23 protein-coding genes and 3 pseudogenes are annotated in these 24,835 nt (G+C 40.1%); 19 read left to right on the forward strand and 7 right to left on the reverse strand.

What is annotated here, in order from left to right:
* Positions 1–5: 5 nt before the first annotated feature.
* Genes LOS73_RS11900 through LOS73_RS11915 form a run of 4 tightly spaced genes read right to left on the reverse strand, consistent with a single transcriptional unit; the run spans position 6 to position 4,073 of the window.
* Positions 6–776 carry an enoyl-CoA hydratase/isomerase family protein gene (locus LOS73_RS11900; protein ID WP_033041145.1) on the reverse strand — a complete coding sequence of 257 codons (771 nt, stop codon included), beginning with the start codon at positions 774–776 and terminating at the stop codon, positions 6–8.
* A gap of 12 nt (positions 777–788) precedes the next feature.
* Positions 789–2,396 carry a carboxyl transferase domain-containing protein gene (locus tag LOS73_RS11905; RefSeq protein WP_457933708.1) on the reverse strand — a complete coding sequence of 536 codons (1,608 nt, stop codon included), beginning with the start codon at positions 2,394–2,396 and terminating at the stop codon, positions 789–791.
* A 10-nt stretch (positions 2,397–2,406) separates the two neighbouring features.
* Complete coding sequence (locus LOS73_RS11910) at positions 2,407–3,582, reverse strand: isovaleryl-CoA dehydrogenase (protein WP_341604040.1); 1,176 nt, start codon at positions 3,580–3,582, stop codon at positions 2,407–2,409.
* Between the two features lie 56 nt (positions 3,583–3,638).
* Positions 3,639–4,073 (reverse strand): MerR family transcriptional regulator, encoded by a 435-nt coding sequence (locus LOS73_RS11915; RefSeq protein WP_457933709.1) that lies wholly within the window; start codon positions 4,071–4,073, stop codon positions 3,639–3,641.
* Between the two features lie 330 nt (positions 4,074–4,403).
* On the opposite strand from LOS73_RS11915, the gene LOS73_RS11920 reads away from it, so the two are divergent.
* The 11 genes and pseudogenes from LOS73_RS11920 (at position 4,404) to LOS73_RS11970 (ending at position 16,596) form a co-directional block, all read left to right on the forward strand.
* Entirely contained in the window at positions 4,404–5,585 is a 1,182-nt protein-coding gene (locus tag LOS73_RS11920; RefSeq protein ID WP_008135263.1) for a thiolase family protein, read from the forward strand.
* A gap of 125 nt (positions 5,586–5,710) precedes the next feature.
* Entirely contained in the window at positions 5,711–7,201 is a 1,491-nt protein-coding gene (locus tag LOS73_RS11925) for a CoA-acylating methylmalonate-semialdehyde dehydrogenase (protein ID WP_457933710.1), read from the forward strand.
* Between the two features lie 162 nt (positions 7,202–7,363).
* Entirely contained in the window at positions 7,364–8,521 is a 1,158-nt protein-coding gene (locus LOS73_RS11930; RefSeq protein WP_002961869.1) for an acyl-CoA dehydrogenase family protein, read from the forward strand.
* A gap of 10 nt (positions 8,522–8,531) precedes the next feature.
* The gene (locus LOS73_RS11935) at positions 8,532–9,323 is read left to right on the forward strand and encodes an enoyl-CoA hydratase (RefSeq protein WP_024590175.1); all 792 of its coding nucleotides are present in this window, start codon (positions 8,532–8,534) and stop codon (positions 9,321–9,323) included.
* Positions 9,323–10,474 (forward strand): enoyl-CoA hydratase/isomerase family protein, encoded by a 1,152-nt coding sequence (locus LOS73_RS11940; RefSeq protein WP_457933711.1) that lies wholly within the window; start codon positions 9,323–9,325, stop codon positions 10,472–10,474. The genes LOS73_RS11935 and LOS73_RS11940 overlap by 1 nt, the downstream gene beginning before the upstream one ends.
* 10 nt (positions 10,475–10,484) lie before the next feature.
* Complete coding sequence (mmsB, locus tag LOS73_RS11945) at positions 10,485–11,384, forward strand: 3-hydroxyisobutyrate dehydrogenase (RefSeq protein ID WP_457933712.1); 900 nt, start codon at positions 10,485–10,487, stop codon at positions 11,382–11,384.
* 9 nt (positions 11,385–11,393) lie between these two features.
* Positions 11,394–12,173: an SDR family oxidoreductase gene (locus tag LOS73_RS11950; RefSeq protein WP_024592410.1), complete on the forward strand. Its 780-nt coding sequence runs from the start codon at positions 11,394–11,396 to the stop codon at positions 12,171–12,173.
* Between the two features lie 359 nt (positions 12,174–12,532).
* The gene (locus LOS73_RS11955) at positions 12,533–13,369 is read left to right on the forward strand and encodes a DUF2971 domain-containing protein (RefSeq protein ID WP_193226389.1); all 837 of its coding nucleotides are present in this window, start codon (positions 12,533–12,535) and stop codon (positions 13,367–13,369) included.
* A 274-nt stretch (positions 13,370–13,643) separates the two neighbouring features.
* Positions 13,644–14,812, forward strand: a protein-coding gene (locus LOS73_RS11960; protein ID WP_457933713.1) for an IS3 family transposase whose coding sequence is annotated in 2 segments (ribosomal slippage) — positions 13,644–13,890 and positions 13,890–14,812 — 1,170 coding nt in all. Because the reading frame shifts where the segments join, the coding sequence is not laid out codon by codon here.
* A 48-nt stretch (positions 14,813–14,860) separates the two neighbouring features.
* Positions 14,861–15,041 (forward strand): annotated as a pseudogene (locus tag LOS73_RS11965) (hypothetical protein); the annotation flags it as partial.
* Between the two features lie 247 nt (positions 15,042–15,288).
* The gene (locus LOS73_RS11970; RefSeq protein ID WP_033031553.1) at positions 15,289–16,596 is read left to right on the forward strand and encodes an AAA family ATPase; all 1,308 of its coding nucleotides are present in this window, start codon (positions 15,289–15,291) and stop codon (positions 16,594–16,596) included.
* Positions 16,597–16,672: 76 nt separating this feature from the next.
* On the opposite strand, the pseudogene LOS73_RS11975 reads toward LOS73_RS11970, so the two are convergent.
* Positions 16,673–17,074 (reverse strand): annotated as a pseudogene (locus tag LOS73_RS11975) (group II intron maturase-specific domain-containing protein); the annotation flags it as partial.
* Between the two features lie 3 nt (positions 17,075–17,077).
* On the opposite strand from LOS73_RS11975, the pseudogene LOS73_RS11980 reads away from it, so the two are divergent.
* From LOS73_RS11980 to LOS73_RS11995, 4 genes and pseudogenes are all read left to right on the forward strand, one after another.
* Positions 17,078–17,211: pseudogene (locus LOS73_RS11980) on the forward strand (transposase); the annotation flags it as partial.
* Positions 17,212–17,426: 215 nt separating this feature from the next.
* A complete protein-coding gene (locus LOS73_RS11985) occupies positions 17,427–17,825 on the forward strand; it encodes a hypothetical protein (RefSeq protein WP_457933714.1) in 399 nt (132 codons plus the stop codon).
* A 43-nt stretch (positions 17,826–17,868) separates the two neighbouring features.
* Positions 17,869–18,441 carry a hypothetical protein gene (locus LOS73_RS11990; RefSeq protein ID WP_007377128.1) on the forward strand — a complete coding sequence of 191 codons (573 nt, stop codon included), beginning with the start codon at positions 17,869–17,871 and terminating at the stop codon, positions 18,439–18,441.
* A 109-nt stretch (positions 18,442–18,550) separates the two neighbouring features.
* The gene (locus tag LOS73_RS11995) at positions 18,551–18,976 is read left to right on the forward strand and encodes an aspartyl protease family protein (RefSeq protein WP_457933715.1); all 426 of its coding nucleotides are present in this window, start codon (positions 18,551–18,553) and stop codon (positions 18,974–18,976) included.
* Between the two features lie 113 nt (positions 18,977–19,089).
* Here LOS73_RS11995 and LOS73_RS12000 read toward each other — a convergent pair whose 3' ends face one another.
* Together LOS73_RS12000 and LOS73_RS12005 are read right to left on the reverse strand one after the other, a co-directional pair.
* Positions 19,090–20,124: a methionine synthase gene (locus LOS73_RS12000; RefSeq protein ID WP_457933716.1), complete on the reverse strand. Its 1,035-nt coding sequence runs from the start codon at positions 20,122–20,124 to the stop codon at positions 19,090–19,092.
* A 78-nt stretch (positions 20,125–20,202) separates the two neighbouring features.
* Entirely contained in the window at positions 20,203–21,180 is a 978-nt protein-coding gene (locus LOS73_RS12005; protein WP_008136414.1) for a DUF1852 domain-containing protein, read from the reverse strand.
* Positions 21,181–21,798: 618 nt separating this feature from the next.
* On the opposite strand from LOS73_RS12005, the gene LOS73_RS12010 reads away from it, so the two are divergent.
* From LOS73_RS12010 to LOS73_RS12025, 4 genes are all read left to right on the forward strand, one after another.
* On the forward strand, positions 21,799–22,548 hold the full coding sequence (locus LOS73_RS12010) for a spermidine synthase (protein WP_457933717.1): 750 nt from the start codon (positions 21,799–21,801) through the stop codon (positions 22,546–22,548).
* Between the two features lie 136 nt (positions 22,549–22,684).
* Positions 22,685–23,698 (forward strand): DUF5924 family protein, encoded by a 1,014-nt coding sequence (locus tag LOS73_RS12015; protein WP_457933718.1) that lies wholly within the window; start codon positions 22,685–22,687, stop codon positions 23,696–23,698.
* Positions 23,699–23,770: 72 nt separating this feature from the next.
* Positions 23,771–24,007 (forward strand): hypothetical protein, encoded by a 237-nt coding sequence (locus LOS73_RS12020; protein ID WP_457933719.1) that lies wholly within the window; start codon positions 23,771–23,773, stop codon positions 24,005–24,007.
* Between the two features lie 164 nt (positions 24,008–24,171).
* A complete protein-coding gene (locus LOS73_RS12025; RefSeq protein WP_457933720.1) occupies positions 24,172–24,831 on the forward strand; it encodes an NADPH-dependent FMN reductase in 660 nt (219 codons plus the stop codon).
* Positions 24,832–24,835 lie beyond the last annotated feature (4 nt).

Consider the following 24,835-nt stretch of genomic DNA (forward strand, 5'->3'; position numbering starts at 1 on the left):
CAATCCTACAGTTGCCAAGCGGGTGGGCGTTTATCAAAAAAAGCACTTAGCCCTTCTTGACCTTCTTCAGATACGCGAATTTTTGCAATACGCTCTGCGGTAAGCTCAATGAGTTCATCGGTAATTTCTTTATTTGCTACATCGTTAATTAATGCTTTTGCGGCTTTTACTGCAACAGGTCCGTTATCAATCAGTGTTTGCAGCATATTATCGAGTGCACAGTCTAAATTACCGGTTACTTGATGAATTAAACCAAGTTGCTTAGCAGTATGTGCATCAAACACTTCAGCCGTTAAAAAGTACCTGCGAGCAGCGCGCTCACCAATCGCTTTAATTACATACGGGCTAATAACCGCAGGAATAAGACCCAGCTTTACTTCGCTTAAACAAAATTGTGCATCGTCTTTACTAAGGGCTATGTCGCAACAGGCTATTAAACCCAGAGCACCACCAAAAGCAGCACCTTGCACAGCGCAAATTGTAGGATGAAGGGATCTTGCCAAGACCTGCATTAATTTAGCTAATTGCATTGAATCAGCTAGGTTATCGGCGTAGTTGTTATCCGCCATCGACTTCATCCAGGCTAAATCAGCACCGGCTGAAAAGTGTTTACCTTCTGTTTTTAAAACCAAAGCACGAATATCAAGCGTATTTGCATGTTCAATACACTGAATCAGCTCGTGTATTACTTCACTGTTAAATGCGTTTCTTTTTTCTGGGCGGCTTAACACAAGTACAGCCACATTAGATTTTGTTATTTGTAGTGTTACTGACATTTTGCGCTCCGGTTACATTCTAAATACGCCAAATTTCGAATCACGTTTTGGTGCGTTATTCGCAGCCGTTAACGCAAGCCCTAATACATTACGCGTATCGGCAGGGTCTATAATGCCGTCGTCCCACAAGCGTGCGCTTGCGTAATACGGATGACCTTGCTCTTCGTACTGATCAATAATTGGCTTTTTAAAGTCACTAATTTCTTGCTCGCTCATGCTCTGGCCTTTGCGTGCTAAACCATCTTGTTTAACTTGCGCCATTACACCCGCTGCTTGCTCGCCGCCCATGACAGAAATACGGGCATTAGGCCACATCCACATCATGGTTGGTTCAAATGCACGGCCACACATTCCGTAGTTACCTGCGCCGTAAGAGCCGCCAATAAGTACAGTGAATTTAGGCACATCAGCACACGAAACCGCCATCACCATTTTAGCGCCGTGCTTAGCAATACCTTCGGCTTCGTATTTTTTACCCACCATAAAGCCGGTAATATTTTGTAAAAACACTAAAGGAATATTGCGCTGAGCGCACAGTTGAATAAAGTGCGCGCCTTTTTGCGCCGACTCACTAAATAAAATACCGTTATTAGCCACTATGCCAACAGGATTGCCGTAAATACTGGCAAAACCGGTGACCAGCGTTTCACCAAAGTAACGTTTAAATTCATCAAATGATGAGTCGTCCACTGTGCGAGCTATTACTTCGCGTACATCAAACGGCTTTTTAAGGTCGGTGCCTACAATGCCGTAAAGCTCGTTTATATCGTAACGGGGTGGTTTTACATCATCTAGAAGAGGGGCTGTAGGGCGTGTGTAATTAATACGCTCAATACATTGGCGCGCAATAGACAGCGCATGAGCATCGTTTTCAGCGTAGTGATCGGCAACACCCGAAATTTTACAGTGCACATCGGCGCCGCCTAGTTCTTCGGCTGTTACTTCCTCGCCGGTTGCTGCTTTTACAAGGGGCGGACCTGCTAAAAATATAGTGCCTTGATCTTTTACAATAATGCTTTCATCGGCCATTGCAGGTACGTACGCACCACCTGCGGTACATAATCCCATTACCACGGCAATTTGTGGAATGCCTTTACCCGACATACGGGCTTGATTGTAAAAAATACGACCAAAATGCAACTTGTCCGGAAATACATCGTCTTGCTCAGGCAGGTTAGCACCGCCCGAATCCACCAAATAAATACATGGTAAGTGGCAGCGCTCTGCAATGTCTTGTGCGCGTAAGTGTTTTTTAACGGTAAGCGGAAAATATGTACCGCCTTTAACCGTGGCATCGTTTGCAATAATCATGCATTCAACGCCTTTAACACGGCCAATACCGGCTACAACGCCTGCACAAGGTATTGCTTGTTCGTACACACCAAAGGCTGCAAATTGCGAAATTTCTAAAAACGGTGAGCCTTCGTCAATTAATGTATTTATGCGGTCGCGTACAAATAATTTACCACGGCCTTCGTGGCGCTCTTTTAATGCAGCGCCTCCGCCTTGGCTAATTGTTGCTACTTTATCGCGTAAATCATCCACCAGCGCTGACATATTTTTATGGTTTTGCACAAACGTTGGGTCGTGAGGATTAACGCTCGATTTTAAAATAGTCATGGTTTAATCCTTAACGGCTTTCTGTGAAAAGTTCGCGGCCAATAAGCATGCGGCGTATTTCTGATGTACCTGCACCAATTTCGTATAATTTAGCGTCACGAAGTAGGCGACCTGTTGCGTATTCGTTTATGTAGCCATTGCCACCTAAAATTTGAATCGCATCTAGTGCCATTTTAGTTGCAAGCTCTGCTGCGTATAAAATTGCTCCGGCTGCATCTTTACGGGTTGTTTCGCCTCGGTCACACGCTTTAGCTACTGTGTATACGTATGAACGCGCAGCATTCATTTGTGTATACATGTCGGCTACTTTGCCCTGAATTAACTGAAATTGACCAATCGGGGTATCAAACTGTTTACGCTCATGAATGTATGGCACCACTATGTCCATACACGCTTGCATTATGCCAAGCGGGCCCGCTGCAAGTACTACGCGTTCGTAATCAAGGCCACTCATAAGTACTTTAACGCCTTCGTTTAAGTTACCTAAAATATTCTCTTCTGGCACTTCGCAGTTTTCAAATACTAGCTCACAGGTGTTTGAGCCGCGCATGCCCAGTTTGTCGAGCTTTTGCGCTGTTGAAAAACCAGGAAAGTCACTTTCAACAATAAATGCGGTAATGCCTTTAGCGCCGGCGTTTAAATCTGTCTTAGCGTAAATTACTAACGTGTGCGCGTCTGGGCCATTGGTGATCCACATTTTATTACCGTTTAAAATGTACTTATCGCCTTTTTTTTCGGCTTTGAGTTTCATCGATACAACGTCAGAGCCCGCATTAGGCTCGCTCATTGCAAGGGCACCAATGTGCTCGCCACTAATAAGCTTAGGTAAGTATTTTTCTTTTTGAGCTTGTGTGCCGTTACGGTTAATTTGATTAACGCACAGGTTTGAATGTGCTCCATAGCTTAACCCTATAGAGGCACTGGCACGGCTAATTTCTTCCATAGCAATAACATGTTCTAAGTAACCTAAACCGGCGCCGCCAAGTTCTTCAGATACGGTCATACCTAGTACGCCCATTTCGCCCATTTGAGACCAAAGTTGATTTGGAAAAGCGTTATCTAAGTCCGTTTTTTCAGCAAGCGGGGCAATCTCCTGACTCGCAAAACTGTTTACGTGGTCGCGGATCATATCGGCGGTTTCGCCAAGGCCAAAGTTCATTTCTTTATATAGTGAAATAGTGCTCATGATTCATTCCTGTGTGACGTGTGTGTTGTCAGTGTGTTTTTATTTTAAAAATAAACTTACTTGTCTATTTTATTAAGCGTGTCTCTACAGCGGCGCTCGGCCGTCACCAACTCCATAAGAACAACTTTAATGTCGTCCATTTGTTGAGATAGGTCTGCTTTTTTTTCTGAAATAAGGTCAAGCATAGTAACCAACTGCTTAGCGCTTGATTTATCTGCGTCGTACAGTTCAAACAAACGACCGGTTTCGGCCAATGTAAAGCCAAGGCGCTTACCACGTAATATTAGTTTTAAACGCACTTTATCGCGTTTTGAATAAATACGGGTTTGACCATTACGTTCTGGCGTTATTAACCCTTGGTCTTCGTAAAAGCGAATAGAGCGGGTTGTAATGTCAAATTCTTTAGCGAGTTCGCTAATGCTAAATGTTTGTTCATTACTGGCCGGCATTTTGGCTGAGCTTGCAAAGTTTGTTTGATTATCTGGTTTCATAATTGTATTTACCTCATTCGAATAACTCCAATATAAGTGAAGTTTACGTAAAGGTAAAGCTTGGTGTGATTTGAAACTATTTATAAAGGGATGTTTAAGCGAGGTATTGATTTATATTATTAATATTCAATGGGTTAATTTTATTTTATCAGTTTAGTCTAACCGATGGAAAATAATCCTTACACTTATAAAACTAAAAATTAAGCTGTTTTTAGTTGACGTTGGCGTAAACGTTAGTATTGTGTAAGGGTAATAAATAATAAATGAATACTAAATTAATAGAGCAAATATACTAACAACTATTTGCATATAAATACAATGGAGTTAGTTATGACTTTAGAATCAGTGGTAATTGTAGCAGCAAAACGCACCCCAATGGGTGGTTTTATGGGAGCGTTAAGTGATGCGCAGTCTACCGAGCTTGGCGCAACCGCCATTGCCAGCGCACTTGCACAAACTGGTTTAGCTAATGATGCAATAGACGAAGTAATTATGGGCTGCGTATTACCAGCAGGCCTTGGACAAGCACCCGCACGCCAAGCAATGTTAAAAGCAGGCCTTGCACTTAGCACTGGCGCTACAACAATAAACAAAGTATGTGGCTCTGGTTTAAAAGCGGCCATGCTTGCAAACGATTTAATTAAAGCAGGCTCTATTCAATCTGCTATTGCCGGTGGCATGGAGAGCATGACAAACGCACCGTACTTTATTCCAAAAGCGCGTGGCGGAATGCGTATGGGACATGGCGAAATAAAAGATCACATGATGAGCGATGGCCTTGAAGATGCTTACGACAACAAAGCAATGGGGTGTTTTGCACAAGACACCGCCGACGAATACGGCATTGGTCGTGAGCAAATGGATGCGTTTGCATTAGGCTCATTAAGTAAAGCTAAAGCCGCGATACAAAATGGTAGCTTTGATAACGAAGTTGCACCCCATACAATGCAAACACGCAAAGGCGATGTAACAGTATCGATTGATGAGCAACCAGGTAACGCCCGCCCAGAAAAAATTCCTACCTTACGTGCTGCTTTTAAAAAAGACGGCACTATTACAGCGGCTAATTCATCGTCAATTTCAGACGGTGGCGCAGCGCTTATATTAATGAGCGAATCAAAAGCAAAAGAGCAAGGCTTAACACCGCTTTGTAAAATTGTAGCGCACAGCACGCACTCTCAAAAACCAAGTGAATTTACAGTAGCGCCAGTAGGGGCTATGAACAGCGTGCTTGAAAAAGCAGGTTGGGCTGTAAACGATGTTGACCTTTGGGAAATTAACGAAGCATTTGCCATGGTAACCATGCTGGCTATTAACGAGTTAAAACTTGATGAAAGCAAAGTAAACGTTAATGGCGGTGCATGTGCACTTGGCCACCCAATTGGTGCAAGCGGCGCGCGTATTTTAGTAACGCTTATTCATGCCCTTAAAAACCGAGGCCTTAAAAAAGGCATTGCGTCTTTATGTATTGGTGGCGGTGAAGCGGTTGCTATGGCCGTAGAAGCATATTAACTAGGTATTTAATAGTTATAAGAAAGCTGTACGAATAACTATAAAAGCGCTGCACTAATAATACTAACAAAGCGGCGCTACCAATTTTAAAAGAGAACACACAACTCACACACTAGGATTTAATCATGCACCAAGTACCACTACTTATTAATGGCGAATTTATTCAATCAGCATCAAAAGAGCTTATCGATGTTATAAACCCAGCAACTCAAGAAGTACTTGCACAAGTGCCATGTACCACAGAATCAGAAATGGACGCGGCAATAGCCTCAGCTTCTGAGATGTTTAAAACATGGAAAGACGTACCTATTACTGAACGTGCTCGCATTATGATGAAGTACGCTGCGCTATTAAAAGAACATCATGATGAGCTTGCTACCATTATTTGCCACGAATTGGGTAAAACGTTTGAAGATGCAAAAGGCGATGTTTGGCGCGGTATTGAAGTAGTAGAACAAGCAGCGAACGCACCATCATTAATGATGGGTGAAACAATGGAGAACGTAGCGCGTAAAATCGATACGTATTCTTACATGCAGCCACTTGGCGTATGCGCGGGCGTAACCCCGTTTAACTTCCCAGCAATGATCCCTCTTTGGATGTTCCCGCTGGCTATTGTGTGTGGTAACACCTTTATTTTAAAACCGTCTGAGCAAGACCCACTTACACCTATGCGCTTAGCAGAGCTATTTATTGAAGCCGGTGCACCAAAAGGCGTATTACAGGTTGTTCATGGTACAAAACCACAAGTAGACCGCTTACTAGAAGATAAAGCAGTGCGTGCTATTTCGTTTGTTGGCTCGTGTGGTGTAGGTGCTTATATTTATTCTAAAGGCACACAAAATCTTAAACGCGTGCAAGCGTGTGTTGGCGCTAAAAACCACATGGTCATTATGCCTGATGCAAGTAAATCGCACGTTGTAAACAACCTAGTAGGCGCATCAGTAGGTGCTGCTGGCCAGCGTTGTATGGGTATTTCGGTTGCTGTATTTGTAGGTCAAGCAAGTCAGTGGGTAGATGAAATTAAAGCAGGCTTTAAAAATGTACGCCCAGGCGTGTGGGATGATGCAAACGCGGCATACGGTCCACAAACATCAAAAGCAGCAAAAGCACGTATTTTATCACTCATTGCTGGTGGTAAAGAGCAAGGCGCTACTTGTTTAATTGATGGTTCTGACTTTACGGTTGAAGGGTATGAGCAAGGTAACTGGGTTGGCCCAACGTTATTTACCGATGTAACCAAAGAGATGGATTTATACAAAGAAGAAATATTTGGTCCAGTACTGGCGTGTATGTTTGTAGACACGCTTGATGAGGCAATCGCACTTATTAACGACAGCCCTTACGGTAACGGCACCTCGTTATTTACCTCAAGCGGCGCAGTGGCTCGTAAATTCCAACACGAAATTGAAGTAGGCCAAGTAGGTATTAATGTGCCAATTCCGGTGCCACTTCCGTTCTTTTCGTTCACTGGTTGGAAAGGCTCATTTTATGGCGATACTCACACGTACGGTAAACAAGGTATTCGTTTTTATACAGAAACTAAAACGATTACATCACGTTGGTTTGAAGACGACATTGCGTCGGGTCCAAACATGAGTATTAACTTAAAATAATCGTAATTAAAAAATGAGTAAATAAAAGAATAATTAATAAAAAAGATGGGCGCGAAGGCTACTTCACACACAACACACACATAAGCCTTCGCCGCTCGTCACAAACTATCCCTGTGACGGGAAACACTAACAACACAACTAACACAATTAAAGAGGTCTACCATGGACTTTAACTTATCAGAAGATCAACAAGCCTTTGCTCAAACAGCACGCCAATTTGCCGAGTCAGAACTTGCGCCCCATGCCGCAAAATGGGATCGCGAACATATTTTTCCTAAAGACACGATTAAAGCAGCGGGCGAGCTTGGTTTTTGTGGTTTATACACGCCAGAGGAAGCAGGCGGCCTTGGTTTATCTCGTTTAGATTCGAGCATTATTTTTGAACAACTTGCTATGGGCTGTACCGCAACAACGGCTATGTTAACCATTCATAATATGGCTACCTGGATGGTAGCAAGTTTTGGTACCGATGCCGTTAAAGACAAATACGTAGAGCAATTAGTAATGGGCGAGCTACTTGCCTCTTACTGTTTAACAGAGCCTGGATCGGGCTCAGACGCCGCATCACTTAAAACAAAAGCCGTGCTTGAGGGCGATGAGTACGTTATTAACGGCTCAAAAATGTTTATATCGGGCGCTGGCGAAACCGAAGTGCTAGTTGTAATGGCACGTACAGGCGGCGAAGGCGCTGCGGGTATTTCGGCATTTGTAGTGCCTGCCGACGCAAAAGGCGTTGAATACGGCAAAGCTGAGGAAAAAATGGGTTGGAACGCACAACCAACACGCCTAATTAGCTTTGAAGATGTACGCATTCCTGCGCATAACTTGTTAGGCGCAGAGGGCGAAGGCTTTAAATTTGCGATGCAAGGCCTTGATGGCGGCCGAATTAACATTGCCACATGTTCAATTGGTACAGCGCAAGCGGCGCTTAATACCGCCCGTGAATATTTAAAAGAACGTACACAATTTGGTAAACCATTGGCTGCGTTTCAAGCATTGCAATTTAAAATTGCCGATATGAACACCGAACTTGTAGCTGCGCGCCAAATGGTTAGGCTTGCTGCATTTAAACTTGATAATAACGACGTTGAAAAAACCACTTACTGCGCCATGGCTAAACGTTTTGCTACCGATGTTGGCTTTACTGTGTGTAACGACGCACTGCAAATTCATGGTGGTTACGGTTACATAAAAGAATACCCGCTTGAGCGCCATGTACGTGATGTACGCGTTCATCAAATTTTAGAGGGCACTAACGAAATTATGCGTGTAATTATTGCGCGCCGTATTTTGGCTGAGTCTGCAAGCGACGTTTTATAAGGAGCAATGTATGTCAGAATCTAAATCTAATCCGAGTATTGAACTTACAACCGAAGGTCATGTTGCTATTTTAACTATGTCTAACCCGCCAGCAAACACCTGGACAAAAGACACCCTAGTTGATTTAAAAAATACCGTTAATGAGCTTAATAATAATAAAAATATTTATGCATTAGTACTGACTGGTGAAGGCGAGAAGTTTTTTAGCGCGGGTGCCGACCTAAATGTATTTGCTGGTGGCGATAAAGGCGTAGCCGCCGATATGTCGCGTGTATTTGGTGAAGCATTTGAAGCACTGACTAATTTTAGAGGCGTGTCGGTTGCAGCCATTAATGGCTATGCAATGGGCGGCGGGCTAGAAGTTGCCCTAGCGTGCGATATACGTATAGCTGAAGAGCAAGCACAAATGGCGCTCCCTGAAGCTAAAGTTGGGTTATTACCCTGTGCGGGGGGCACACAAAATTTAGCTTGGCTGGTAGGCGAAGGCTGGGCAAAACGAATGATTTTATGCGGCGAGCGCTTAAAAGCTGATAAAGCCTTGCAAATTGGCTTAGTAGAAGAAGTAGTACCACAAGGTGAAAGCTTTGCGGCAGCACTAAAACTTGCCAACCAAGTGGCCGATCAAAGCCCCACCTCAGTTGCAGCATGTAAAACATTGATTCAAAAAGGGCGCCATCAACCAATGGCAAGTGTATTACCTCTTGAACGCGAGTTATTTGTTGGTTTATTTGATACCGAAGATCAACAAGAAGGCGTAAACGCCTTTTTAGAAAAACGCCGCGCTAACTGGGTAAATGGCTAATGAGTGCTTTAACATTATTAAATAGCGCCGATGAGCCCGTGGTATTTGAAACCGCAACCGCAGAAAATGGCAGTTTAATTGGGCTTATTACACTCAATGCGCCAAAAGCGTTAAATGCACTTAATTTTGAGATGATCAAATTACTTGAACCGCAATTGCGAGCTTGGCAAGACGATGATGCTATTGCGATGGTCTTGTTAAAAGGCGCAGGCGATAAAGCATTTTGTGCTGGTGGCGATGTTGTAAGCCTTTATCATGCAATGGCGCAAGGTAAACCAACAAGCTTAGTTGAAGAGTTTTTTACGCTTGAGTACAAGCTTGATTACCTTATTCATACCTTTGATAAACCAATCCTTGTTTGGGGTAACGGCATAGTGATGGGCGGCGGTTTAGGGCTAATGGCCGGTGCTAGCCACCGCGTTGTTACTGAAACATCACGCATTGCCATGCCAGAGCAAACCATAGGTTTATACCCTGATGTAGGCGGCAGTTACTTTTTACATAAAATGCCACAAAGTGTGGGGCTTTTTTTAGGGCTAACGTCGGCATCAATTAACTGCGACGACGCGCGTTTTGTATCACTTAGTGATCACTTTATCGACAGCACTAAATATGATTCCATGCTTGAGCAAATTTTAGCAGCTAAATGGGGCAAAACCGCAAGCTTAAATCATGAGCGTTTAACTAAGTTATTAACCGATTTAGACAACCAATCTGCGCGTATGCCAAAAGGCAATATAAAAGCTAATTTAAAAACGATTCAAAAGCTGGGTGAATTTACAACCTTGCAGGAGCAAGTTGATTATATTTTAGGGTTAGCTACTGACGATAAATGGCTACAACGCGCCCAAAAGTCACTAAAACACGGATGCCCACTAAGCTGCGCACTCGTTAGTGAGCAATTAAAAACAAGTAAAGGCAAAAGCTTATTAGCGTGTTTTAAAATGGAGCTGGGTATGTCGGTTCGCGCTGGCGAAGTAGGTGAGTTTCAAGAAGGCGTAAGAGCGCTATTAATAGATAAAGACGGCGCGCCTAATTGGCAGTACAAAACACTTAGTGATGTACCACAAACAATAATCGACAGCTTTTTTGCTAATCGCTTTGGCGAAAACCATCCACTCAATGGCTTAGACACGCCGATACACAAATAAAGGAAAGACGATGACTAAACTCAATATCGGTTTTATCGGCTTAGGCAATATGGGCGGCCCAATGGCGGCTAACTTAATTAAAGCTGGACATACTGTGAGTGCGTTCGATTTAAACCAGTCGGTCGTAAATGAACTTGCAAGCAAAGGCGCAAAAGCCGCAGTTGATGCAAAGCAGTGCGCAACTAACGCTGATGTACTTATTAGTATGTTACCTGCAGGCAAGCATGTTAAATCGCTGTATTTAGGAAATAACGACGACAGCGGCTTAATTAATGTGCTGAGCAAAAATACATTAGTAATTGATTGCTCAACAATAGATGCAGGATCAGCACGCACTGTAGGCAGCGTACTTGGTAAACAAGGAATAAGCTTTGTAGATGCACCGGTATCGGGCGGCGTTGCAGGCGCAACCGCAGGCACACTTACTTTTATTGTAGGCGGCGAAAAAGCCGCGTTTGATAAAGCACATATAGTGCTGAGTGATATGGGTAAAAACATATTTCATGCAGGCGATATTGGCGCAGGCCAAGTAGCAAAAATATGTAATAACATGCTACTTAGCATTTTAATGGCAGGCACCAGCGAAGCACTGCAAATGGGTATTAATAACGGCCTCGATCCTAAAGTACTTAGCGACATAATGACCGCAAGTTCTGGCCGTAACTGGACGCTTGAACTTTACAACCCTTGCCCAGGTGTAATGGATACAGCCCCTGCTAGTAACGATTACAAACCAGGCTTTATGGTTGATTTAATGGCTAAAGATTTAGGCCTTGCCATGGAAGCCGCGCAGCAAAGTAATTCATCAACCCCTATGGGTTCAATGGCTAAAAATTTATACACTATGCTACAGCACCAAGGTGCGGGTAGTGATGACTTTAGTGCCATTTTTAAACTGTTTTCTAAGTAGGAGCAACGCGTGGAAATTAAAAATAACACGGTAGTAATAACCGGAGGCGCACAAGGTTTAGGCTTTGCAATGGCGCAAAAGTTTGCACTTATGGGTGCCAACATTGCTTTAATAGATATGGCACAAGACTTATTAAACACCGCATGCGAGCAACTTATGCAATTAATGCAGCTTGAAGGTGTAACCAGCAATATTAAAGGTTATGCCGCAAACGTAACAAATGAGAGCGAAGTAGAAAACGTATTTAATACCATTAACAGCGATTTTGGCCACATTGGTGTGCTTATAAACAACGCCGGTATTTTACGCGACGGCATGTTTATAAAGGCTAAAGACGGCAAAGTCGTTAAAAAAATGTCTCTTGAGCAATTTCAATCAGTTATTGATGTAAACCTGACCGGTGTGTTTTTAGCAGGGCGGGAAGCTGCAAGCCACATGATTGAATCTGGTAAAGGCGGCGTTATAGTTAATATGTCGAGCGTAGCGCGAGCAGGTAACATAGGCCAAACAAATTACGCAGCATCAAAAGCAGGCGTAGTGGCACTTACCACCACATGGGCTAAAGAACTAGGTCGTTTTGGTATACGTGTAGGCGCTATTGCACCAGGTGTAATAAGTACCGCCATGACCGACGCCATGAAGCCCGAAGCCAAACAACGTATGCTCGCAGTAACGCCAGTAGGGCGCTTAGGCGAAAGCGACGAAATTGCCCATACTGCACAATACATAATCGAAAACGACTTTTTTACCGGCCGCGTGGTTGAAATAGACGGCGGCATTCGTTTGTAAACCGAACTGGATTAAGGTTGATTAAAAGCATAGCTCTTTGGGTTATGCTTTTTTGTTTTAAATCGGGGAGTTTATAATCTTGAAAAAGGGCTGATAACTCCTTTTATAAATTTGTTGTAAACCGCTTGCTATACATAAGCTCTTTAAACCTGCACTGTTTGCATAGACAGTTGTTTGTGTTTTGTCTAATAACATTATTAAAAGTCGTTTTGGCGTATTTTAACAATGGTAATTTTATAACATACGTAATTACTTGTTTACATTAAAGTTGTTTGGTGGAATTATTGAGTTATGTAATATACACCGTTTTGGGGTGTTCAATAAGCTGTTATATTTCATGGTGTTATATAGGAGGCTTGGTGAAGACTTATAAATATCTAGGAAAAATAGCATCTGAATGTTTTCTTAAAGAGCAGACAATTAGGCTATCTCAACCGAAAGCTTTTAATGACCCATTTGAACTCCAGCCAGAATTTCATGTGACAGATGTGAATTTTAATGAAGGAGAAGAACGGCCCTGTAAGTTTGTTATACATGGACACGAATCCTTCTTTGAAAAATATATAATTACAGAACCTTCGATAGCTACCCAATTGAAAAAGTTAAATGGTAAGGAAATCTTTTCGCAACTTAATGATCAGATAGGGATCTTATGCCTTACCCAGGCGGATACTATAATTCCTAGCAACTTTTTAATGTGGTCGCACTACGCTGAATCCCATCAGGGGTTAGTAATTGAATTTAAGCCTGAGAGTAAATACATCCTTAAATCAAGACCAGTACATTATTATCCGCGAAGGCCAATTATTGATGCTAAGCTATTGATTGAGAACGAATATGTAGCTATCGATGACTTATATTTCAAATCCGATGTATGGGATTATGAAAATGAGATCAGAATAACTAAAAGCCTTTCTGAGTGTAACAACATAGGTGTAAAAGATGCGATGAATAACGATATTTACGTATCTGACGTCCCATTAGATAGCATTAAGTGTATATATCTTGGTTGCAATTCAAACGATGAGTTAAAGTCGTTAGCTTTTAAATTTAATAAAGAATTGGGTATTAATATTGTTTTTCTAAGAGTTCATGATGAGGAATATAAATTAATACCCTATGTAAATTTCGGTTGTTCTTATTCTGAAATGTTTAGAATTAATGAACAATTGTTATTTAGTCGAGAAAAAATGTAAAAAGCGCTTTAAAACGGAAATAAAACAGTGGGTTAGGTTTCGCTTCGCCAAGGAAATTAGGATGACACCCATCCTAATTAATGTGAAAAATGTCAACAAAAACAGTATGAAGAGTGCATTATTATAAATAATGAATCACCCAAAAAGCTGAGCTATGTAGACAAAAATAAAAGTAATAATAGACAGCCCAATCGAGCTACGATAGCTGTTTGACGTGGTTTAATGGATTCGACTACCCCAGTTAAGAGATAATCAACTTAACTGGAGATCGATAATGACAAAACGTAAAAAGTATTCCAAAGAATTTAAACTTGATGCTATCGCATTAGTTGTTGAGCAAAACTACTCACAAGCAGAAGCCTCTAGAAATTTAGGGGTAAATCCCAACATGCTTGGTCGCTGGATAAAAGAAGCTGAAAATGATGATGGGCATGCTTTTAGAGGGAACGGTAATTTAACCCCTGAGCAAGAAGAGATCAGAGAGCTAAAAGCGCAAGTGAAACGCCTAGAAATGGAGCGTGAAATATTAAAAAAAGCGACGGTCTTCTTTGCCAAAGAAACGAAGTGAAATATTCGTTCATAACCCAATACAAGAAGACCTGGCCTGTGGCGACAATGTGCCGAATACTGGGTGTAAAAAGTAACAATTACTATAGTTATCAAAAGCGATTCTCAACTAAATCAGAGGATCCAACACATCAAGAAATGATTGATTGTGTCAAGGACATAGCGCACTTCAGTGATAATACTTACGGTGAAAGGCGTATTCAGAAAGTCTTAAATGCACTCGGTTTTCCGGTGAGTCGTTACAAAACAGCACAGCTAATGAAAGAGGCAAATGTCTGGGTGCGTTATAAAAAGAGATACAAAGTGACAACGAATAGTGAGCATAATAAGCCTATTTATCCCAATGTACTTGAGCAAAACTTCAACGTTGAAGCAGCTGATCAAGCCTGGGTACAAGATATCACTTATGTTTGGACTGCAGAAGGTTGGTTGTATCTGGCGGTAGTGATTGATTTATATTCGCGCAAAGTCGTTGGTTGGAGCATGGGCTCACGAATGAAAGGGCAGCTTGTCTGTGACGCACTGACTATGGCGATGTGGCAACGCCAGCCCAAAACAGGGTTAATTATCCATTCAGATCAAGGGGTTCAATATGCAAGCCACCAATATCGTAAATTGCTCAAGTCAAATGACTTCATTGGTAGCATGAGTAAGAAAGGCTGTTGCTGGGATAATGCTGTTGCAGAAAGCTTCTTCGGTAGTTTGAAGCAAGAGCGCGTGCATTGGAAAAACTACCCAACGCGTTATGAGGCTCAACAGGATGTAATGAATTACATCTGTATGTGGTACAACAGTCGTCGCTTACATTCGTACTTAAATTATCAAAGCCCAAATGACTTTGAAGAACGAATCGAAACATTAGATATGGTTTCTTAACTAGGGTGACTGAATTTAGTTGACCACGTCAGTTTATTAAAGAATGGCAAACGACTTGGCTGTATCAAACCGGCTCTCCTTTAAATATAAAGCGGAATATTACGGTGAATAAAGGCATGAATAAATTGACCTTACGGGGTCAAACAAAAGTGAATGCCTTTACTTTACACTGCGGCAACTGTATTGCCTTGTTCATAATATAGAAAAGCTGCAAAACACGATGCACTAAAAAGGGGAAGCCCTTTTAAGCCAAAATAAAGCCACTGAGACACCCGTAAATCCTTCCAAAACGCCAGTTAAAACAATACCAAACCAGCTTTTATATTCTATGAAAAATACAGTAATCAATTGAATCAAAATAGGAACTCAGCTATGGTCTATTTATCAATAAAAATAAATTTAAAAACGAGTTAATCTACAGGCTCGTTATAGCGCAATCAGAATTGGTCGTATCATCATAAAGGGAAGTAGTATCAGTGAATGTCGAAGAAGTATTTGGAGTTAGTGGTAAGCAAGTTGAAAGTCACGTTGAAAGGGAACAAGTTGACGATAAATTTAAAGATGCACTTCGTACCGATAAGCAAATTATTGTTTATGGTGCTTCCAAACAAGGGAAGACAGCTTTAGTCAAAAAATACATTAAGTATGAAGAAAATATACTTATTAGTTTATCACCCAAAACAACCCTTAAAGACATTTACCAATCTATACTACGAAAATCTGATGTGGTTCTAAAAACTTCTTTCTCAGAAGGAACTGGTGACTCCACCAAAATAAAGTCGAAAGCCTCTATTCAAGGTGCAGTTGCTATGGTTTTAAAAGGCAAGGTGGAAGTAGGATTAGATAAAGCTAAAAATACGAAACTTGAAGATCAATTCGATGAAATAGAATTTAATTTGGAGCTGCCTGATGATGTTGCTGATTTAATTCATAGAGTTGGGCATAAAAAAGTTATCATTTTAGAAAACTTTCATTACCTCCCTGAAGAACTGCAAAGGACATTTGCATATGATTTAAGGACATTCCAAGATTTAAAGGTACGGTTCATAATTTTGGGTGTTTGGAAAGAAGCGAATAGGTTAGCGCAATTTAATAATGAACTTCAAGATAGGATTTTTGAGATTCCAGTTGAACCATGGCTTGAAGACGATTTTAAAGCAATTGCAACTAAAGGTTCAGAGGTTCTGAATATTACATTTTCAACAGTGATTTTGATGAGTTGCATTGAAAATGCATTCGGGAGTGTAGGTGTATTCCAAGAGCTTTTAAAAAACACATGCATAAAAAGCGGTGTTATCAATAAACAATTAGAAAACAAGTTTATTGATAACATTGAGTTTTACGACCAAGCAATTCAATCAAAAACAGAAGAGTACTCAGGCCGACATTTAAGAAATTTAGAATCTATGGCATGTGGCAATGGCGTCGCTATCTCTGTAGATAAACCAATGCCATACTTTTTACATTATTATATTGTCATGCATATTTTGGAGCTAGGTTTTCATGGTGTTAACGGAGGTATAAGCAAAGAAGCACTTTTGCATGCATTGAAGCAAATACACCATAGAAAAGACACTTTAAATGGTGCTTTATTGACTAGAGCTCTCAAAGGGTTGACTGAATTGCAATCTAGCAAAGGTATCCGTCCGCCGGTAATCGCATACGATTCAAACTCTAGGCAGTTAAAAATAGTCGACTCTACATTTTATTTTTTTCTGAAAAATGCGAACCTTGAAAATATTAAAGATGAAATATTGTGCCCAATGGATGGCTTGGATATATAGCGCTATAATCGGGTAGCCGGAGGTCTCTAACCTCCAGCCCCCACACCACCCATCATGCGGGTCCGCAATGGGCGGTTCATCTCCCGTAATGAATATTGATCCAAATATCTCTCAATGACACTAAACCTTGTGACGCTAAGTAGTCATTGCCTAGCGCAATGTTAATTCCTTTTGTTTTTGAGCTTCTACAAGGGCCTTTACTGGTGATACCACAGGCTATGGCGAGTCGTTCGCTAACACCCAATTTCATTAAACTGCGTACTTTGGTGCGAGGTTTACGCCATTGCCGCCAGTAGCACATTCTTATCCTGCGGCGGATCCAGTGATCTAAATCCACCGTTAGCTGATAAGCGTTGGCTATTAGGTAGTAGTGTCCCCAGCCGCGTAAATACTGCGTGAGTTTATGAATTTGTAGGGTCATTGAGATCCCCCAGTTGCGGTTAGTGAGTTCTCTTACATTTGCTTTAAATTTCTTTAGCGGAATATTACAATGAACAAAGGCATGAATAAATTGACCTTACGGGGTCAAGCGAAAGTGAATGCCTTTAGTTTATGCTGCGGCAACTGTATTGCCTTGTTCATAATATAGAAAAGCTGCAAAACACGATGCATTAAGAAGGGTAAGCGCTTTTACCCTAAATAAAAGCCACTCAAGTACCCGTAATCCCGTCCAAAACGCCAATTAAAACAACACCAAACTCCCACTTTATATTCTGCATAAAATACAGTAATCGATTGAACCAAAATAGGAACTCAGCTATGGTTTGTTTATCAATAAAACAAATAAAAAAACGAGTTAATCTACAGGCTCGTTATGTGTTTTTCAAACTATGAGTAAATTTAAAGTTTTATTAATCCCTGTAGCTACTTTACTAGGAGCGCTATTAGGTTATTTTCTAGCACCGCCACAACCACTTTATCCCTTTGCAGGTGAAAAGCATGAACTTGAACTCATTTACTATATTGAGCTTCATATAATCATTTATTTAGGTTTCTTTTCAGCATGCATTACATTTTTATTTTCTAAGCTCCTCAATACTTCCATAAGTTTAGCCATCGGTTCATTAATTTCAGTTGGTTTATTTATTGGCGCAATAGGTGATTTAAGGAGCGGAGCTATACCTTATTACAGTTTTCGCGAAATAGTTGTATATGTTGTTGGTTGTATTTCTTGGTATGGTATAGTTTATTTGTTCAGTCACTTTTCTAATAAAAACAAAGTGGTATAAACACATAACAAGCCAACTAAGCTGGACTATAGCTAGGGAAAGTATGCAGAAAATTTTAGTTTTAGCGGTTATTTTAGTTTCTGGTTTTGTGAAAGCAGAATCTGATCCTTGTGAGTCAACCCAATACCCAGTTAAATGGGAATCTGAATTAGTGCATCCCGAATCTTATGAGCTTCCAGCCATTTTCTACAAAACTAATTATTCAAAGGTAATTTTACCTGTATCAAAAGCGATAGACTTTGTTAAAAATAATATGGCAAACCATAAGGCATATTTAAAAGACGCTAAAGCTTACATACTTGAAAGCTTATCTAAAATGCCAAAAAACAAACTTATAGACCACTCAAACCTCTTAATTCCAACAGATGGCTTGCAAGGACGAGAGTTGAGTAAAGCCATTCATGTTATGGCTGGATATCAAGGGCTATTCGAGGGATTACTATTAAAAAATGAGGCGTCAGTTAGTATTAATGGTAATTGGGTAAATTCATCAAGCGTTACTTACATGGTAGGCAATGATCCTGCTCTCTTGGATGACTTGAGTTTTGTTCATAAGTTAATTGTTTCTAACTCAAACCAAGTAGTGTTTGAAAAATGCTGGTTAGATAGAAAATAGCCATATAACAAAACGCGCTGAGGTGGGCGACTAGTAAAATTTGGCTATTAATTGTGGGAAGCTGAAAATAGTAAGTAAGATTTTAAAAACTTTATAGCAAGGAACGTATATGAATTTATCTGAAGGCAAAACTGTAATTGAGTTTGAAATATCAGAAACAGGCCACCAAATTGTTGAAGCTAAAATTAACGGTAAATTGTTACGTTTTATTTTAGATACTGGCGCTGGAACATCTGTTTTAGACAGGGGATGCCTAAGTAAGTTAGGCATTGAAGAAGCACTCAATATTGAGAATGCAGCAGGCTTGGGCACTTCGGATCACGCTATGGGGGATATAGAAGTTCATTCAATTGAGTTTGGAAATGCCCTGTTTGAAAGTCCAGGCTTTGTGTCACTTAATCTTGACCATGTTCAGGTAGCGGGTGGTGAAAAGGGAGTACATGGCTTGTTAGGCTCTCCCTTTTTTACTCAATACCAAGCAGTTATCGATTTTTCAAAAAATAGGTTGGAGCTTTTTAATAAAAAAATTAAATAACTAACCTAAACTTTGTGCTTTAAATTTTATCTAACGCACCATGTTTATGGATTTTAATATGACATGGTGCGACAGCTGTTATTGTTTACAATTTGTATTTCAAAGCTACTTTTTTAGTTCTTTTTTAATAACTCTTTTCTTATAATTTCAGCTCCAGCGCTCAAGGCATTTAACTTGCCGTTAGCTATATGGTGAGGTAGTGGAGCCATGCCGCAGTTTGTACACGGGTAAAGTTTGTCGGCATCTACAAATTGCAGTGCTTTACGTAGCGTATTAGCTACTTCCTCTGGCGTTTCGATAGTGTGATTTGCTACATCAATTGCACCTACCATTACTTTTTTACCGCGAATAAGTTCTAGTAAATCCATTGGTACATGGGAGTTATGGCACTCTAATGAAATAATATCGATATTAGATTGCTGAAGCTTAGGGAATGCTTCTTCGTACTGTCGCCATTCGCTTCCTAGTGTTTTTTTCCAATCTGTATTGGCTTTAATGCCGTAGCCATAGCAAATATGCACTGCGGTTTCGCATTTAAGCCCTTCAATTGCGCGCTCTAAACAGGCGATTCCCCAGTCGTTCACTTCATCAAAAAATACGTTAAACGCGGGCTCATCAAATTGGATGATATCAACGCCTGCGGCTTCTAATTCTTTTGCTTCTTGATTGAGAATTATGGCAAATTCCCACGCTAGTTTTTCGCGGCTTTTATAATGATCGTCGTAAAGCGTGTCAATCATTGTCATTGGGCCTGGCAATGCCCATTTAATAGGTTGTTTGGTTTGGTTGCGTAAAAATTTAGCGTCTTCAACAAACACAGACTTTTGACGGCTAACAGGGCCAACAACTGTAGGTACGCTTGCGTCGTATCGGTCACGAATTTTTACTGTTTTACGTTTTTCAAAGTCAACACCGTTTAGGTGCTCTATAAATGTAGTTACAAAATGCTGCCTTGTTTGCTCACCATCGCTAACAATATCAATACCTGCTTGTTGTTGGTCGAATAATGACAAGCGTAGGGCGTCGTGTTTTCCTTGGGTTAATTCGTTACCTTGTAATTTCCAAGGTGACCAAAGTGTTTCTGGCTCTGCAAGCCATATAGGCTTAGGTAAACTGCCAGCGGTAGATGTAGGTAGTAATTTTTTCATAATAAATAATGCCGTATATTTTAGTTAATTATTAAACGTATCGTTAAGCGCGTTATTACTGGATGTTACTATTAGTTGTTATGACAGATAGCTAGTAGAGAATTGCTCAAGAACCGTTTGATACGGCTTGATAAAATGCTCTTGTGCAAACTTGCCTTGCTCATTTGCTAACTTGCCACGCTCTTCTCGGTCATACACAATTTGCGTTAGTGAATGATCCAAGTTTTTTAAGTTTGGTTTATATGATTTTCCCGCTGTTGCGTTGGCGTTATAAATCTCTGGTCTGTAGATTTTTTGAAACGTTTCCATCGTACTAATGGTGCTTATAAGCTCAAGATTGCTGTAATCATTAAGTAAATCACCAAAGAAAAACAGTGCTAAAGGCGCTGCACTATTTGGCGGCATAAAGTAACGTACCTGCAAGCCCATTTTTTTGAAGTATTGCTCAGTTAAAGACGATTCATTTGGTTCGTATTCAACGCCAAGTACCGGGTGTTGGTTTTCAGTGCGGTTGTAGGTTTTGTTATCTGACACACTTAGGCATATAACCGGTGGTTTTTTAAAGTTTTGTTTGTATGTATCCGAATTTACGAATGACTGAAATAGCTTGCCATGTAAAACCCCAAAGTCATCAGGAATACTAAATTGAGGCTTGCCTTTATTGTGCTCTTGTAGGAGTACGCTAAAGTCGTAGTCGCGCACATACGATGAAAAGTTGTTTCCTACAATGCCTTCAATGCGCTTATTAGTTTTATGATCAACAATGTTTGTTTTTAATATTTCGATTGATGGGAAGCTTTCGCCGCCATCTTCAATACCTATTTCAACAGAGATAATTTCAAGCTCAACAGCATAACGCTCACCTTTGGTGTTATCCCAATGGGCTAGGGCATTAAAACGGTTGTTAATCATGTTTAAGGCGTTACGCAAGTTTGCTTTGCGGTATTCACCTCTGGCTAAATTAGCAAAGTTGGTTGTGATACGCGTATTAGTTGATGGATGATAATTTTCGTCGAGTGAAACGCTCTTTATATTAAATGTAAAATCTTTTTTCATCGTGTTATATCCAATTTTATAATTTAAACCTGATTGATGCTCTGCGCTCTATTAGCCTTGCAACTTACTTAGCTGGCTTAGCTGGTTTAGGTATTCAGCAGCTTTAAGTTGTTAAATAGTGTTTAGCGCTAAGGGATGAGTAATTTATACGTTGATTGCTATATGAAGAAAAACGGTTTAATTTCACATAAAACATGAGTCATATTCATTAATCATTATTGTTAAATTCGATTACGTAGTAATTGACGAAAAAAAGGCATAAATCGATAAAAACGAAGGATAGATGTTTAGCCGTTTAGACTTCCCTTATTTGAGTGTGCACTTTATTCATGTTGAACATGAGGAATATTCAAAGGGGTTTTTTATAGCTATAACAGTACATTAGCCAAGTTTTTAGCATGTTGCGTCGTTGTTTATACTAAAATTCATCACTGGATAAGTTTTAATTAGCTATAAAGGCAGATACTTCAGCTCATCTAACCTAAATGATAAACCGACTTTTTTGAGTACGTATAAATGCTTGTAAATTAATAAAAGCGTTATTAGCCATATTAGTAGCAATGGTAGTACGTTAACTAAGTTATACTCGTTTTTCATCACCTCACCTATTGAGTATTCGTGGATATCAAAGGCACTTGTATTGCATCAACTATTGATGAGCATGGCCCTGTTTATGTATATCAAACAAAAAAGAATCTAATTCTCAGCTTTGACGGAAAAATTTATCAAAGCTGTATTAAATTAAATAATATTAACGGGTTAAGTTTAGCTTATACGCAAGCGATGATGGCTGCGCTTTTTTTTATACCCAATTTAAAAACCGCGATGATAATGGGACTTGGGGCGGGCTCTATAGCAAAAAGTCTTTATCATGCGTTTCCTGCACTAACTATACATACCGTTGAATACCGTAAAGCCGTTGCTGATATGGCTATAAAATATTTTAAAGTTCCTGTGTCAGAACGTTTGTTTATTCATATTGATGATGCGGCAAACTACATGAAAAACACGCAGATAAAAACGGATGTTATTTTTTCTGATTTATATAGCTCAGAAGGGATGGAATCAGATCAAGTGCAATCATCCTACTTACGCGATTGTAAAAATGCGCTCACTTTTGATGGTGTTTTAGTACTTAATATTTGCCATACCAAAGTTGGACAGAGGGAAGCGTTCGATCAACTTCTTGCGAAAGAATTTGCAGGACAGATTTTTAGTTTTATTATTGAAGGCGGCAATAAAATTGTTTTTGCTTTTAACAATAAAATGCCTGTACTTAGTGAGGATGAATTACTTGCTAAGGCTCACGCGTTACAAAAATTAATAAACGTACCAATGACGCGCTATGCCGAGCTTTTATTTAATTAAAAATGGTTAGTTTGATGTTCTGTTAAATGGCGCGTTTAAATCCATCCGTCTATCTGTTGTTCATTTAAACTTGGTTAAACTAATCATACTCTGAATAAAAATAATAAAGTACGTACCCGTACGGAAACACTCATACATGGATTACTGTAAAAATATAATCGCTAAATTTATAAGCGCGATGCAAAAGCGACCTGGATTGTTGGCTGTGTTGGCATTTTTGTCGGGCGTTGCTAGCTTTGCACTTGTAGATAGAAAAGAGTCTTTTTCGCAAGTTATTGCGATATTTTTGCTTATTAGTTGGTTGTGGCTAATTATTGATAATTGGTTACGTGAGAAAGTAGAAGAAAAGTTTGGTGTGGCTGTATCTCCTAATGTAATGCGTTTTGCTCTGCAAATGGTGCAACAAGAAAGTCTATTTTTTGCTTTGCCGTTTTTTTTAGTGGTTACACAGTGGGATCATCCTCAAGCATTTTTTACCTCCCTCATTGTGTTATGTGCGGTTATATCGGTAATAGACCCCTTTTATTACAAAAAACTTGCTAGAAACCGTACGTTATTTAGTGTGTTTCATAACTTTGCTTTATTCGTTGTTTTACTCGTTACATTACCTATTTTGTTAAACCTTACAACAAGCCAAAGTTTAGCCGCAGCCCTTGTAACGTCTGTAGTGGTTACTCTACCGAGTTTAAACAATTTAATGCCTAATGCACGCTGGTGGCGTTTTCCTATTCTTGTATTTATTTTATGTGCTTTGAGCACTGCTGTGTGGCAATTAAGAAGCTATGTGCCTCCTGCAGCGCTGCGATTAACCGATATTACGTTAGCTCATGAAGTTGATTTACAGCATAAAAAGCCAGTAGGGAGTATCAAACAGTTAGACTCTTATACACTGCATCATCAAGGTTTATATAGTTGGACCGCTGTTAAAGCGCCAAGAGGCTTAAATGAAAAAATATTTCATGTGTGGCTTCATAATAAAGAAGAAGTTGATCGGATCACGTTAAATATAAACGGCGGGAGAGAGCTTGGTTACAGAGCATGGACCCACAAGGTAAATTTTCCTAGCGACTCTGTTGGTAAGTGGCAGGTAAAAGTAGTCACCGAATCAGGACAGTTAATAGGTTTAACGAAATTTACTGTTACACCTTAATTAACTAATCCGGCTGTATTTTAAACACATAGCTGATATAGTTTTTCTATTACAAACTAATGGACATAGTTAATGAGTATTGCATTTGATATTTTTATTTGGCTAATAGTTGATACTGGCTTGAGCTTTTTATTTTACTCGACCGGTTGGCTGTTATTAAAAGTGGTTACGTTTGGGCTGTATAAAAGCGAGTTTAAAGATTTTGCATCTTATAAAGCGAGTAAAGCTAGAAGAGTCGACTTAACCTTCTTAGTAGGTTTTGGTTTTTATGTTGCACTGATTACCCTTATGGCTTACTTGACTCACTAGCTAGTTTTAATCCACAAAGATCAACAGACCAATGGTTACTAAAGCTCAGTTTTAAATTTAATTATTATTATGCTTTGAATCAATAAACAATGCGTATGTGTAATACACAATAACTAAAAAATGTTAGTGTTTAGCTATCGTTTAAAAAAAGTTGAGAATTACATATGAAGTTTTTAGTATTTTTAGGCACAGTACGCGATAGCACTCCACCAAAACCAGCTCGCTTAGGCTTAAGGGTTTCTAGGGCTTGTATAGAATGCTTAACAGAGCATTTTGGCAGTCATGAGTTTGAGCTAATTGATGCGTTGGACTTTCCTAGCGAAAACGTATTTAAACCGCACTTTGCATATGCTAAAAGTAATGCACCTACAGAGCTCACTCTATTAGCTGATAAAATTAAAGCCGCGGATGGATATATAATGATTAGCCCTGAGTACAATCACAGCATGAGTCCAGCCCTCGCTGACTTACTTAATCATTTTGGTAGCTCACTATTTTCGTATAAACCAAGTGCAATAGTTACTTACTCAGCAGGACAGTGGGGTGGTGTAAGAGCGGCCATTAGTATGCGCACGTTTTTATCTGAACTTGGCTGTTTGCCGGTATCGGCTATGATCCACGTGCCAAAAGCGCAAGATGTGTTTAGTGAGGATGGCAAACCTGTTGCAGGAGAGAGTCAATCATCGTGGTTTAATTATTTCTCACGCACGTTTGGCCAACTAATATGGTGGGCGCAGGCTGCTAGAGAGCATACAGAGGTGGTTGACCCACAAAGTTTGCTAAAAAGCTTTAAAACAGATCCTTCTCAGCGCAATGCGCCTTAATATC

It is taken from the genome of Pseudoalteromonas sp. SCSIO 43210 (assembly GCF_054133285.1).